The 13,426-nt window shown below is 34.9% G+C and carries 12 protein-coding genes and 1 other RNA gene; 7 read left to right on the top strand and 6 right to left on the bottom strand.

What is annotated here, in order from left to right; translation table 11 throughout:
* Window positions 1-239 precede the first annotated feature (239 nt).
* Window positions 240-1,424 carry a serine hydrolase domain-containing protein gene (locus tag BLV91_RS08760; protein WP_175513984.1) on the top strand — a complete coding sequence of 395 codons (1,185 nt, stop codon included), beginning with the start codon at window positions 240-242 and terminating at the stop codon, window positions 1,422-1,424.
* A 105-nt stretch (window positions 1,425-1,529) separates the two neighbouring features.
* Window positions 1,530-1,926: a transfer-messenger RNA gene (gene ssrA / locus BLV91_RS08755) on the top strand.
* Window positions 1,927-1,968: 42 nt separating this feature from the next.
* Here the strand turns inward: ssrA and BLV91_RS08750 are convergent.
* A complete protein-coding gene (locus tag BLV91_RS08750) occupies window positions 1,969-2,439 on the bottom strand; it encodes an OsmC family protein (RefSeq protein WP_091431924.1) in 471 nt (156 codons plus the stop codon).
* Window positions 2,440-2,487: 48 nt separating this feature from the next.
* Entirely contained in the window at window positions 2,488-3,060 is a 573-nt protein-coding gene (locus BLV91_RS08745) for a TlpA disulfide reductase family protein (protein WP_091431922.1), read from the bottom strand.
* Window positions 3,061-3,365: 305 nt separating this feature from the next.
* On the opposite strand from BLV91_RS08745, the gene BLV91_RS08740 reads away from it, so the two are divergent.
* A complete protein-coding gene (locus BLV91_RS08740; RefSeq protein ID WP_091431920.1) occupies window positions 3,366-4,211 on the top strand; it encodes an EamA family transporter in 846 nt (281 codons plus the stop codon).
* Between the two features lie 387 nt (window positions 4,212-4,598).
* On the opposite strand, the gene BLV91_RS08735 is transcribed toward BLV91_RS08740, so the two are convergent.
* Window positions 4,599-6,182: a GMC family oxidoreductase gene (locus BLV91_RS08735; RefSeq protein ID WP_091431918.1), complete on the bottom strand. Its 1,584-nt coding sequence runs from the start codon at window positions 6,180-6,182 to the stop codon at window positions 4,599-4,601.
* Between the two features lie 148 nt (window positions 6,183-6,330).
* Complete coding sequence (locus tag BLV91_RS08730; RefSeq protein ID WP_091431916.1) at window positions 6,331-7,053, bottom strand: hypothetical protein; 723 nt, start codon at window positions 7,051-7,053, stop codon at window positions 6,331-6,333.
* Window positions 7,054-7,260: 207 nt separating this feature from the next.
* Here BLV91_RS08730 and BLV91_RS08725 point away from each other — a divergent pair, with 207 nt between their 5' ends.
* Window positions 7,261-8,172: a DUF6268 family outer membrane beta-barrel protein gene (locus tag BLV91_RS08725; RefSeq protein ID WP_091431914.1), complete on the top strand. Its 912-nt coding sequence runs from the start codon at window positions 7,261-7,263 to the stop codon at window positions 8,170-8,172.
* Window positions 8,173-8,300: 128 nt separating this feature from the next.
* On the opposite strand, the gene BLV91_RS08720 is transcribed toward BLV91_RS08725, so the two are convergent.
* Window positions 8,301-9,881: an NADP-dependent glyceraldehyde-3-phosphate dehydrogenase gene (locus BLV91_RS08720; RefSeq protein WP_091431912.1), complete on the bottom strand. Its 1,581-nt coding sequence runs from the start codon at window positions 9,879-9,881 to the stop codon at window positions 8,301-8,303.
* Window positions 9,882-9,938: 57 nt separating this feature from the next.
* The gene (locus tag BLV91_RS08715) at window positions 9,939-10,253 is read right to left on the bottom strand and encodes a rhodanese-like domain-containing protein (RefSeq protein ID WP_091431910.1); all 315 of its coding nucleotides are present in this window, start codon (window positions 10,251-10,253) and stop codon (window positions 9,939-9,941) included.
* Between the two features lie 321 nt (window positions 10,254-10,574).
* On the opposite strand from BLV91_RS08715, the gene BLV91_RS08710 reads away from it, so the two are divergent.
* The 3 genes from BLV91_RS08710 to BLV91_RS08700 all read left to right on the top strand — a co-directional run bounded on the left by BLV91_RS08710 (window position 10,575) and on the right by BLV91_RS08700 (window position 13,421).
* The gene (locus tag BLV91_RS08710) at window positions 10,575-11,207 is read left to right on the top strand and encodes a Crp/Fnr family transcriptional regulator (RefSeq protein WP_091431909.1); all 633 of its coding nucleotides are present in this window, start codon (window positions 10,575-10,577) and stop codon (window positions 11,205-11,207) included.
* Window positions 11,208-11,280: 73 nt separating this feature from the next.
* Window positions 11,281-12,069, top strand: a complete 789-nt coding sequence (locus BLV91_RS08705) for a sulfite exporter TauE/SafE family protein (protein WP_091431907.1) — start codon at window positions 11,281-11,283, stop codon at window positions 12,067-12,069.
* A 77-nt stretch (window positions 12,070-12,146) separates the two neighbouring features.
* Window positions 12,147-13,421, top strand: a complete 1,275-nt coding sequence (locus BLV91_RS08700; protein ID WP_091431905.1) for an NAD(P)/FAD-dependent oxidoreductase — start codon at window positions 12,147-12,149, stop codon at window positions 13,419-13,421.
* Window positions 13,422-13,426 lie beyond the last annotated feature (5 nt).

The raw sequence follows: 13,426 nt of genomic DNA, 5'->3' as shown, positions 1-13,426 counted from the left end.
TAATGCTTTAGTTTTTAATATAACTTTATTAGGTCGTATTGTTACAAATATAACAATATAAGCTGAAATATACTTGATTTCATGAAAATTTTAAAAGGTCTAAAACTATTAAAAGCTGATGCCCAAAATGATAGAAAAATAGGCATTTATTAGTCTTAATAAAATACTGTTAAGGTTTAAAAAAAACACCTAACTACAGAGATTGATTCTATATATTTGCTTCTCATAGAACCACACAAATGATTTTCATAAAAAAAGCAAATATACTACAAATACTCATGCTGTTATTGGTTTTGAGTTCTTGTAAGCAAAAGAATGACTCAACATCTAAATCCTCAAAAAAGAAAGCTGCTGACTCAGTTGTTTTAATAAAAGCTGGGCCAAAACTGAGTACGCAATACATTGACAACAAAAAAAAATCAATAGAATCTTTTTACAGTAAAAACTGGGGACGTCAAGGGGCTAATGGTGGGCTTTTAGTAGCGCAAAATGGGCAGATTATTTTCGAAAAATACGATGGCTATGCCAACTATAAAGAAAAATCACCCATGACCAGTACTACCCCGCTTCACATAGCGTCAGTAAGCAAGGTGATTACAGCCACCGCGGTACTAAAGTTGATAAGCGAAAAGAAACTGACTTTGGACCAAAAAGTTACCACGCTTTTAAAGGAGTTTCCTTATCCTAATGTTACCATCAAAACCTTACTGAACCACAGAACAGGTATGCGTAATTATGCCTACTTCACGGAAAAAAAGGGGATTTGGGACAGACATAAGATCTTAACCAATCAGGACATACTGACGCTTATGGCCACGAAAGGAATTGATTTAGAATTCAAAACGGATACTAGGTTCAGCTACTGCAATACTAATTATGCCATATTGGCACTAGTTATAGAAAAAGTAACGGGCATGAAGTATATAGATGCCATGGAAAAAATTATTTTCAAACCATTGGGAATGACAGACACCTATGTCTTCGATTATGAGAAAGACAAGAAAACTGCAACTCCATCGTATAGAGGGAATTTTTCCTTAGTTAATATGGATTACCTAGATGCGATATATGGTGATAAAAACATCTACTCGACACCTAGAGATTTATTGAAGTTTGACGATGGTCGTAATTCAGCCAATTTTCTTGACCCTAAGTTATTAAAGCTAGCGTATATAGCGTATAGCAATGAACATAAGGGAACAAAAAATTATGGTCTAGGAATACGCATGGTCAACTGGGACACTGGAAAGAACTTCTACTTCCATAATGGTTGGTGGCACGGAAATACTTCAGCCTACATTACTATGCCTGACGAAAAAGTGACCATAATTGCATTGTCGAACAAAATGGACCGAAGAACTTACAAAGTAAAAAATTTGGCAACGTTATTTGGTGATTATCCATTCAAATTGGCTGACGAATAAAAAAGGAATGATTATTGAAGGTAATATAAGTAATGCAAATGGGGCTATTTCTGTTAAAAAGGAATACCTTTGCACTTTCAAATTAATCCTTTGAATATAAATAAAGGGGTCGACTGGTTTTGACAGCAAGTCGAATTGAAAAGTAAGCACGTGGAGAACTGGGACAATTCTCGTTAATAAAAGGTTTCAAAACACATACACGGCGAAGGAAACTACGCTCTTGCTGCATAATCTGAATCATAGTAAGATTAGCCTAGTTCCTATTAGATAGGAAAGCAGGATTTACCTCGAAAGCTTTGGTTTATAGCGGTCGATAAAGGTGAATCGTAAATTTAAACCTAGATTTCCATAAGCTTCGGGTGGACTTCGAAATAAAGAAGATAAGTATTGGGTGGCTGTTTCTGGCCTGGCTCACTATCGAAAATCTAATCAGGAAATAAACGTGTAGAAAGCCTTTTAGTTGCTTGTTTGGACCCGAGTTCGATTCTCGGCGACTCCACAAAAAATCTGTAATTCATTGAATTACAGATTTTTTTTTTACAATTCACACACCTTCACAACTAGCAAAATGTACAATAGGAAAATTACAAGAATTGGCAATAAAGCAAAGTTCATTCGCTTTGGCGTGCAAGCTTAATGCTTCGTTTATTTTTTCAGTTTGGCTAATAGTAACTTTAGGATAAAGTCGCACTTCAGTAAAACGACCTGAACCATTCTCTAAAACCTCAAGTGTTGCTTCGGCTGCATCAGAATAAGAAAGCACTTCTATTCCGTTTTGACTACAAACATATAAATACGACATCATATGACAAGAAACGACGCTACTTAATAGTAGATCTTCTGGGTTGTATAATTGCGGATCTCCTTTGAAAGCTTTTGCAGCCGAAACATTTAAAATTTCTTTTCCCTCTATCGCAATCGTATGGCTTTTTGTATAATTCCTAGTAGTTGAATCCGCCTCTTTTCCCTTGGAAAACCAATCCAATTTTGCTTTAAATAAATGCTTGAAACCCATTTCTTGATATTTATTTCAAAAGTAATGAAAACTGACCGTTTTGTTCCCTTATTGGTCTTTCAGTAAATCATCTAGTTTTAATCTGAATGCATCACTGTTCCAATCTGCAGGGCCTATTTTTGCTATTATCACATTCTGATGCTGATCAATAACATAAGTTGCCGGTATCGTTTCAGATGCCATATCTATAGGTGGATTAGAAACAGATTGAAAAACAGGAAGCTGTAAATTTTCTTTCATTAAAAAGGCATTCGCTTTTTCGAAAGAATCAGTAGTCACAAACAAGAACCCTACTTTGTCCTGGTAGTCTGCATATAGTTTGTCCATACTTGGCATTTCGGCAATACAAGGCGGACACCAGGTGGCCCAAAAATTAACGAAAATTATTTTTCCTTTATATTCTTCCAAAGACACTGTGTTCCCATTAGCATCAAGCAATTGCCATTGGTATGATGAAAGTTTTTTCTGTTCGCTTACTTCTATCGTTTTAGGAGAAAAGGACATTAAACGACTGACTTGTACTTTTAAAAAAGTCCCTAGCGGACTAAACAAAACCAAGCCTAAAAAGACAATAAAAGCAATATTTTGTAGGGTTGATTTTTTTGGTTTTTTAAACGACATTTTTTATTTTTTAATAATGTTGAATTAAAGATTCGTTGAGAATCTTTTTAGATTTGTTATGAGCAATTGTATAGCTATAATTTAGATTTCTATTTGGTTTGAAAAGATATACTTACCGGCAAAATCGAAAAAAATTAATTCTTATAGCCTATTCATTAGCACGCAAATTTAGACATTCTATTGTTTGTACATGGTGATATTTGTTACATAGTATGACTCTATTGCTTTAATAATCATTTAGTATATTATAAACTCCCATTATCATAAATTATGTACTTTTGATTACTAAATAATTAAAAAATAAAGTGAAAAATAAACTACTCAACATACCTCCAATACCAGCCGTACTTTTTGCAATAATAAGTGTACAGTCTGGTGCCGCAATTGCAAAAGGGCTATTTCCTGCTATTGGCGCTGCTGGAACTGCCTCGCTGAGGATTGGTATTTCGGCAATCATACTCTTCGCAGTTTACAAACCTAATTTATTTAAGATTACCCCTAAGCAATGGAAAGTTGTAATTCCTTATGGATTGTGTCTGGGAGCTATGAATTTAATTTTTTATATGTCTATAGAGAGAATTCCTATTGGACTGGCAGTAACACTAGAGTTTATAGGTCCTTTACTGGTTGCTGTTTTTGGTTCAAAACGTTTCATCGATTATTTATGGGTACTTCTGGCAGCAGCAGGAATTGTTTTAATTGCTCCGTGGACAAATAACGGTATAAACGTTCTAGGTGTTTTATTGGCGTTATTAGCAGGAGCCTTTTGGGCTTTTTATATCGTTTTAGGAGGGAAAGTTTCAAAAGTAATGAAAGACGGAGAGGCCGTTGCGACCGGAATGCTCTTTGCTTCTCTATTGATTGTCCCTTTTGGAATTATGGGAAATGGACTCAGTAATATCACACCCACATTTCTTTCTTTAGGGGTAGCGCTTGCCCTTTTATCTAGTGCCATTCCGTTTACATTAGAAATGAAAGCACTTGGCCAACTTCCAGCTCGTACATTTAGTATTCTAATGAGCTTGGAGCCCGCAGCCGCTTCTATTTGTGCACTGATATTTTTACAGGAATACCTTGCTCTTAACGAGGTTGTAGCTGTTGTATTTGTAGTAGTCGCATCGGCTGGATCAACCATGACAGCTAAAGCATAGCTGAATTAATTGAATCCAATATGATTTTCGAAAAAAGTAATCTAGTTTAAATGGTAAAATTTATTTGTCAAATAACGTAATAGCAAAAATAATAAACCGGCTACAACGGCGAATGAAATGGCAAAACTAACCAGATTGACAATAATATTGGGAATAAACTTCAATCTAGGATGGCTATAATAAGGCTCCCGATGTAGTCTTTCGATTATTCCTTGCTTTGCTGATTTGAGTTTCTTTTTGATAATTCAGTGGTTTTAAAGTCAATCAAAAATGCTACTACTTCGATTGACTTGTTGTTTCCTATTTTACATCCCTAAATTAAACAATTAATTTAATATAAGCGAGGTATAGAATTGAAAAAGTAGAATCAATTTAGCGTTCTTTTATTTAATTATTAGAAAACCGATCCTTATTAAACGGGATTTTTGCCATCGCTCTTTCAGCAATTGCAGTGATAGAAAGGGATGGGTTAACGCCCGGATTTGCAGATATCATCGCACCATCAATAACGAACATATTTTTATATCCAAAAACTTCGTTGTTCTTATTTATAACCCCTTCTGAACTGTCCTTACCCATTACTGCTCCTCCCAAAACATGAGCGGTCGAGGGAATTCCTGCGATGGATTCCAGTATGAAAGAAGTAGGTTTGCCACCAATTATTTCACTGTATTTTTTAGTGAGTGCTATAGATGCCGGAATATCTGCAGTGGGTTTCACGCCTGAACTTACAGAGGAAGACATACCACCGAAAACATTATTTTTGAACTTCAAAGTACTGTCGATAGATTGCATGAATAACAAAACAGTAGTACTTTTTGACCAGCTGTTTACAAAATAGATTTTGAAGTAACTCAAAGGAAACCTAACTATTTGTTTGGTCATATTTGCAAGACGTGTTACTATATTCTTCCCATTAGACAGCGGTAAATGAAGTAGCTTCCAAAAACCCGAACCTTCGCCATAACGCACCATTTCTAAATGGCTATTTTCATCAGTGTGCAACAAACTACCTATTGCCACTCCCTTTGATAGATTTTTATTTTTATCCAAAGTAGAAACACTGATTAGCGTTTCGTTATTTGTTCGAATATTATCGCCTAATTTATCAGATAGTAAAACCAGAGATTTCTCTTTTAGCTTTAGCAATAACTTTACGGTTCCTAATACTCCACCAGAGAATATTACGCCTCTCGCAGTGTACTCTTTTTTATTTTTAAAAAGACTAGTACTGGACTTTAGGCTAACACTATAACCCGTTGCACCCTCTTTTTTATCAATCGGTTTTACATCATATACTTCATTTTCGGCAAGAATTTCTGCGCCTTTCTTTTGGGCTAAATAAAGGTAATTTTTGTCCAATGTGTTCTTGGCATTATGCCTGCAACCTGTCATACAAGCTCCACAAAAAGTACATCCAGCACGGTCAGGACCATTGCCATCAAAATAGGGATCTTTAACGTTTTGCCCTTCCTTGCCAAAAAATACTGCTACATCAGGATGCTCAAATTGATCTTCGCGTCCCAACTCTTTTGCTAGTTCTTTTAAAGCAATATCACTGTCAAATAATTTTGGATTTCTTGAAGCGCCAAGCATTTTAAGTGCCGTTTGGTAAAAAGGCTTCAGTTCCGTCTCCCAATCTTCGAGTGCACTCCAACTTCCTGATTTGTAAAAATTAGTTTTTGGAATGGGTAATGTGTTGGCGTAGACCAAAGAACCGCCACCAACTCCCGCACCCGATATTACAACAATATGCCTAAAAACACTCATTTTCATGATCCCGAAAAAACGCAAATAAGGCATCCATAGCCATTTACTTAGATTCCAATTCGTTTTGGCAAAATCCTTTGCATTATACCATTTCCCTTTTTCAATCACAAGTACCTTGTACCCCTTTTCAGAAAGTCGTAAAGCACTTACAGAGCCACCAAAGCCGCTCCCAATTATTATGTAGTCAAAATCGTGTTGCATGGGTTTCAATTGTATATCGAAAAGTAAACAATTAAATCGAATATAGTATGCGTACACAATAAAATTTAGATTCCACTGTACTACTTCAATGAAAAAACCATCCTACTTTAACAAATAGAATGGTCTTTTAGAATAGAAAAATACACCTTTATTTATCCTCCATTGTATAATAGAAGATTTGTGGCGCACCTTCAACACCAGCTTCGGTCATTATATTTTTCTGTGCTTCTGAGGTAATTAGTGCTTTCGCTTTTTCCATATTAGAAATGGCAAATACTAAGGTCACCATATTAGGATCATCTATACTTCGAGCCATTCCGCGATCAATAAGTCCATTTTCCATCCTTTTGGTCACTCCTTCTCCATCGTAGACCCTGAGCCAAGCATCAAAATCTTTGACACGGTGTGTTACCATTAATCGGTTTTTAATATTAATTTTAGAATCATCATTTCGAATTACATTATAATAAGCGAATTCTGGAGTGCCGTTTACACCTGCTTTTTTCATCGCTTCTTTGAGACTGGGCATTGCACTAAATTCTTTGGCTTTCATCACATCATCCATTTTGTCAATGACAATGATTGTATTGGGATCATCCATTCCCCTTCCAATTACAAAATGACTTATGCCATGGGCAACCCTTACCGAATCGTGCGCATCATACTCTTTTCTCCATTTATCATAATTAGCCACTTTGTGCTTAATTACGATTACTTTAAAAGGTTCCATTATAGCAGAAACACTGGCTGTATCCATAGGCATTTCTTCTCCGGACTCTTCTTTCTCCGTTTTATTGTTTTTACATGATATAAATATAATGGCAAAAATCAATATCAAAACCGGCAAAATTTTCCTTTTTACGTTTTTCATACTACTATTTATTTAAATTATTTTTACCATGTAAATATACTGATTATTAGGTAGTTACGACTAATAATGATCGCTAATTAAAATATATTTATGCTATTCCCTTCTTGAATTCTATCCTCGTTAATTTTATAATCAACAATATCATTATATTCGCTGAATTATACAGCGATTGACAACGATATATAGGGTAATTAAATAAAATTTAAAATGAAAAAAAAAATAATACAATTGTTATTTTTATTAGTGCCTTTTTTATGTAACTCGCAAGAATACATAGATTTACTTTCTGTAAATTATGGGAAATCGCAAAAAACTACTTTTGAAAACTCATCAATCGACACCTACATATCAACATTTCAAACAAACCTTACTTTACCCGTTGTTATAGATGAAAAATATACTGTTATCACTGGAGTAAATTTTAGTAGTTATAATTTGCAACTATTTCCTGACTCCAATAACAATAATTTATATTCAGCAAATTTAAGAGCTGGTCTACGAATAGCGCACTCAGAACATTGGAGTGGAGTCTATCTTTTTTTACCAAAAATAGCTTCCGATTTTATCAACCTGACCACCGAGGATATTTATGTAGGAGGAATAGCGCTATTAAAATACAAAAGAGATAAAAACTTCGGTTCTACTTTTGGGCTTTATGCTAGTAGTGAAGCTTTTGGTGTTACTATGACTCCTCTTTTTGGACTTTATTATCATAGCCCTGACAAACGTTTTGAGATGAATTTCTTATTGCCTAACGATGCTGATTTTAATTACAGCCTGACTGACAAAACAAAAATAGGTATTGATTTTCTTGGTCATGGAAACAGCTATAAGCTAACCACTGATAATGTACGTTATAGTTATGTACAAAATAATTCAATAGACTTTTCTTCTTATGTACAGCAAGCGGTATTCGACAAAAGAGTTCTTTTACGTCTGAAGGTGGGCTACAATTTAAACCAGTTTAAAATCTATCCATTGGATCAAAAACTTGACTTGCAAATACTAGCGTTAAAATTTGGTGATAACCGCGAAAAATTATTCGAAGACAAATCAAATACCTTTCTTCTAAAGGTGGAGGCCATTTATCGCTTTGATTTAAGTAAGGTCAAAAAGTAATTTCCCCCCATTTGATTTAGTTTAAACAGCTTGTAAATTTAAGATTCAAACATACTACAAGCTATTTAAACCCATAAAAAAAGCCGGCTCATAAATATGAGACGGCTTCTAATAAAACTATTCAATACTTACAAAATATAATCAGTATTGATAAAATTAGACTCTTTGCTGTTTAACAACTCCTGTAAAATGGCATTGTTATAGTCATTGTCTTTAGAAGCAACAAAGGTTCTGATAGAAAACGAGCGTAATGCATCGTGAATACTTAAAGTTCCCACAGCTGAATCTTTTCTTCCAGTAAAAGGGAAAACATCCGGCCCTCTCTGGCAAGAACTATTCAAGTTAACTCTACAAACTAAGTTTACTAAGGTATCAATTAGCGGAGCAATTGTTTTAATGTCTTTTCCAAACAAACTTACTTGTTGTCCGTAATTAGACTCAGCCATATCGTTTAATGGTTCTTGAATATCTTTGAAAGAAAGAATGGGCACTACTGGACCAAACTGCTCTTCGTGATACAAACGCATTTCTTTATTTATTGGATACAAAACAGCAGGGAAAATATAATTATCAGAATGCTCTCCTCCTTTTTCGTTGATTACTTTAGCACCATTACTAACGGCATCGTCAATCAATTCTTGTATGTAAGCTGGTTTGTCTTTTTCTGGTAACGGAGTCAAAAACACTGAATTGTCCCAAGGATTACCAAAAGTTAGAGCATCTACTTTAGCAGCAAAACGCTTGTTGAATTCATCAGCAATTGATTCATGTACATACAATACTTTTAAAGCAGTACAGCGTTGTCCGTTGAATGATAATGATCCCGCTATACATTCTTGGATAGCCAAATCTAAATCGGCATCAGCAAGTATTATCGCAGGATTTTTAGCTTCTAATCCTAATACCAAACGCAGTCTGTTTTTGTTTGGATGTTGGTCTTGCAAAGCAATTGCCGACTTACTATTTCCAATCAAAGCTAAAATATCAACTTTTCCTGATTTCATTATTGGTGAAGCCACTTCACGTCCTCTACCGTACACAATATTGATTGCTCCAGCAGGAAAACTGCTTCTAAATGCTTCCAATAAAGGTGAAATCAATAAAACTCCGTGTTTCGCAGGTTTAAAAATTACAGGGTTCCCCATAATTAATGCTGGAATTAACAACGAAAAAGTCTCGTTCAATGGGTAATTGTATGGTCCTAGACACAATACAACTCCTAATGGACCTCTACGGATCATGGCGTTAACACCTTGTACTTTAGAGAAATGAGCGCTACGAGCATTCAGCTCTTTGTAACTATCAATAGTATCGTAAATATAATCTACAGTTCTATCAAATTCTTTTTCAGAATCTCCTAATGATTTACCAATTTCCCACATCAAAAGTTTAACAACCTCTTGACGAGTCGCTTTCATTTGAGTAACAAAATTTTCCATACACTGGATACGATCCACTACTTTCATAGTTGGCCATAAACCTTGTCCGTTATTGTATGCAGCCGATGCAGCATCAACCGCTTCCATTGCTTCCTCTTCTCCCATAAAAGGAATAGAGCCCAATATGGTTGGCGCATATTTTTCTGTTGATGAAATAGTAGAGAATACTGGCGAAGTTTGACCTTCCCACTTTTTCAATTCACCATTCACTAAATACGTATCTTGATTTAATAACTCTTTAATCTGAAATTCTTCGGGTATTGTGTTCATTTTGTTGGTTGTTTTATTTTCTTGGTATATAAGTATAGATTGAGATTATACTTTGTTTTATTCTGGTGAAACGACATCTCCGTTCCATGCTAGAATTCCTCCTGTAAGGTTATAGGCATTTTCAATACCCAACTCATTCATAACTTCACAAGCTTTTGCGCTTCTGGCTCCAGAACGGCAATAGACATAATAGCTTTTGTTTTTATCCAATGCTTCAATTGCAGAGACAAAAACCTGCCCTTGATGGATATCTATATTTATCGCATTGGCGATAATTCCGTCGTTATATTCGTCCTCTGTTCTTACGTCTAGTATCACTGCATCACCATCTGCTTCAAGCTGGCTGATCCAATCTTCTTGTGTTAAATTCATATTGTTGTTTTTTGTAAAAATACGATGTTTTCATAAAACAACAAACCGGCTTTTTGTGATTTGAGGAATATTTCAAAGAAAACGATTTCGCGAATCGTTAAAAATCAACAAACTAGAAGTTAAGTTAATAAATCACTAAAATTAATCCCATTAAATCTATGGGAAATACGATAATAAGTATTTTTTATAATTGTTATTGCAATTACTAATTCTATCTAATATCCCTTCAACTTTCTTGGTATTTTAGCGTACTTTTACAATACTTAACATGGTTTAATTAGAATAATAAACCAACTTATTTACACACAAAAACACATTATAATGCACGATTTAGGCGATTTAAAAAAAGTGTTCCCTTCGTTTTCAGACGATTTAATAAATGAAATTGAAACTAATGCCGTCAGACACTCCTATAAAGCAGGAGATATTATTATGCGTACTGGTCAATATATAAACAACACGCTTTTGATTTTAAAAGGTCAAATTAAGATCTATCGCGAAGGAGAAAACGGTGGTGAGTTTTTAATGTATTATTTACAACCTGGTCAAGCTTGCGCCGTGTCTATGATATGTGCCACGAAGAGCCAAACAAGCCAAATTATGGCGAAAGTGGTTGAAGACGTAGATTTATTAATGATTCCACTTACGCTAATGGAAAAATGGATGATGGAGTACCGTAGCTGGTATGAATTTGTGATTTTTACCTATCGTACAAGATTTGAAGAGGTTTTGGAAGTAATTGATAATATTGCCTTTAGGGCTATGGACGAGCGTTTGGAATTTTATCTAAAACGTCATGCAGATGCTTCTGGCTCAAAAGACCTAAAGCTTTCACATCAAGAAATTGCAACAGAGCTAAACACTTCCAGAGAAGTGATTTCTCGACTGCTTAAAAAAATGGAACAACGTGGTATGGTAAAATTACATAGGAATCACATGCAACTTTTGACTTAAAAAAAGAGCTAATGTGATAAATGTTACTGTATGCAAATTAAATACCAGCAACCTTTGTACTAAAATTTTATAGATGGAATATTTTGGTTATTTTGCTTCAATTATAATTGGTCTTTCTTTAGGTTTAATAGGCGGCGGTGGATCAATTCTTGCCGTTCCTATTTTAGTATATCTTTTTAAAGTTAATCCGGAACAAGCAACTAGTTACTCCCTTTTTATAGTAGGGATTACTTCAATGATAGGGTCCTATAGTCACTACAAACTGGGAAATTTAAAAATAAAATCTGCTTTAGTTTTTGCTTTCCCCTCCATTCTTTCTTTACTCTTAGTTCGCAAAATTATTCTTCCTATAATTCCTGACACAATCCTTACGATTGCTGATTTTGATATTACCAAGAATTTCTTGATAATGGTGGTATTTGCCATTCTGATGATTGCGACCTCCGTATCGATGATAAAGAAATCAAAAAAAATCAAGGAAGCAAAACAAATTAATTTTCCAGTACTTGCCGTGATTGGATTTTTAGTTGGTCTAATAATTGGATTTTTAGGTGCCGGTGGAGGATTTTTAATTATTCCAGCTTTATTATTTTTCGCCAATTTACCAATGAAACAAGCCGTTGGAACCTCATTATTCATCATTTTTATAAATTCTCTAATAGGTTTTAGCGGAGATTTACTTGGTGGCGTTAAACTAGATTTTACACTTCTGCTTTCTATCACAATAATGGCAATGATAGGACTGTTTATTGGTACCAAATTATCTAAAAAAATAGATGGAGCAAAACTAAAACCTGCATTTGGTTGGTTTGTACTAGTAATGGGGATTTATATTATTGCAAAAGAGGTTTTCTTTAAATAAATTCAATAAGTGACATAAGTCACTGATTTTCAATGATTATTTACGTAATATTGTGGTAACCATAATACTAATCAATCATGAAAGAACATTTTCAAATTTTAATAATCGGTGGTGGTAACGCAGGACTTTCTGTTGCTTCGCAATTACTTCGCAAAAAAAGTAGTCTAAACATTGGAATCATTGAGCCATCAGAAAAACATTACTACCAACCCGCTTGGACATTAGTAGGTGCAGGTATCTATGACATTCAAGATACCGTTCGACAAGAAAAAAAATATATCCCTAAAAACACTACTTGGATTATTGATGCGGTAACTGAATTTATGCCAGCAGAAAACAAAGTGCTTTGTAAGAGCGGTAAAGAAATTAGTTACGACTACCTTGTTGTGAGTCCTGGAATTCAGTTGGACTGGGACAAAATAAAAGGACTCAAAGAGACTTTAGGTAAAAACAATGTAAGCAGTAATTACTTATTTGAATTTGCTCCTAAAACTTGGGAATTCATCGAGAATTTCAAAGGAGGAACTGCTGTTTTTACCAATCCTTCTACGCCTATAAAATGTGGTGGAGCTCCTCATAAAATCATGTATTTAGCCTGTGATTATTGGAAAACTAAAGGTATTTTAGATAAGTGTGATGTGCATTACATATCAGGTGGAGGCGGTATTTTTGGGGTACCAGAATATGCTGAAACTTTAGTGGAAGTATTAAAAAAATATAAAATAATTACACATTTCAATTCGAATGTGACTGCCATAAATGGTGATACCAAAACAGTAGAGTACGAAACTAAAGCAACTGATGAGACTATCAAACAAAGTCTTTCAACATTAGACGCTTCCTGTTACGCTATTGCTCCGCATGATGCCACTGCAGAGCTGAAAAAAGTTTCCATGAAATTTGATCTATGCCATGCCGTCCCACCACAATCGGCGCCAGAATTCATTAAAAAAAGTCCACTTGCCGACCCAAATAATCCTTATGGCTTTGTAGCTGTAGATAAATATACCTTGCAGCATTCTCATTTCCCTAATGTGTTTTCGTTAGGCGACTGTATTAATGCACCTTGTAGTAAAACCGGTGCAGCCATCCGAAAACAAGCTCCTGTAGTTGTTGCGAATTTATTAGCTGTTATGGATCAGCAAAAACCAACAGCTCTATATGATGGATATAGCGCCTGCCCTATTCCTACGCAACACGGTAAACTAATGCTGGCTGAATTTGATTATGATAACAAACCAAAAATGACTTTCCCATTTGATCAGGCAAAACCACGCTGGTCGATGTGGATACTAAAAACTAAAATATTGCCATGGTTGTATTGGAACAAAATATTAAAAGGAACTGCATAACTCGT

Origin of the sequence: Flavobacterium degerlachei, from assembly GCF_900106645.1 — a bacterium.
Lineage (GTDB): Bacteria > Bacteroidota > Bacteroidia > Flavobacteriales > Flavobacteriaceae > Flavobacterium > Flavobacterium degerlachei.
The sequence above is the reverse complement of the archived record's forward strand: the minus strand, read 5'-3'. Positions and strand labels throughout refer to the sequence as shown.

Bases quoted from the DNA above. Each gene is read 5' to 3' on its own strand.
- BLV91_RS08760 (WP_175513984.1), top strand. From the start codon at position 240: ATGATTTTCATAAAAAAAGCAAATATACTACAAATACTCATGCTGTTA.
- BLV91_RS08750 (WP_091431924.1), bottom strand. From the start codon at position 2,439: ATGGGTTTCAAGCATTTATTTAAAGCAAAATTGGATTGGTTTTCCAAG.
- BLV91_RS08745 (WP_091431922.1), bottom strand. From the start codon at position 3,060: ATGTCGTTTAAAAAACCAAAAAAATCAACCCTACAAAATATTGCTTTT.
- BLV91_RS08735 (WP_091431918.1), bottom strand. From the start codon at position 6,182: ATGCAACACGATTTTGACTACATAATAATTGGGAGCGGCTTTGGTGGC.
- BLV91_RS08730 (WP_091431916.1), bottom strand. From the start codon at position 7,053: ATGAAAAACGTAAAAAGGAAAATTTTGCCGGTTTTGATATTGATTTTT.
- BLV91_RS08725 (WP_091431914.1), top strand. From the start codon at position 7,261: ATGAAAAAAAAAATAATACAATTGTTATTTTTATTAGTGCCTTTTTTA.
- BLV91_RS08720 (WP_091431912.1), bottom strand. From the start codon at position 9,881: ATGAACACAATACCCGAAGAATTTCAGATTAAAGAGTTATTAAATCAA.
- BLV91_RS08715 (WP_091431910.1), bottom strand. From the start codon at position 10,253: ATGAATTTAACACAAGAAGATTGGATCAGCCAGCTTGAAGCAGATGGT.
- BLV91_RS08710 (WP_091431909.1), top strand. From the start codon at position 10,575: ATGCACGATTTAGGCGATTTAAAAAAAGTGTTCCCTTCGTTTTCAGAC.
- BLV91_RS08705 (WP_091431907.1), top strand. From the start codon at position 11,281: ATGGAATATTTTGGTTATTTTGCTTCAATTATAATTGGTCTTTCTTTA.
- BLV91_RS08700 (WP_091431905.1), top strand. From the start codon at position 12,147: ATGAAAGAACATTTTCAAATTTTAATAATCGGTGGTGGTAACGCAGGA.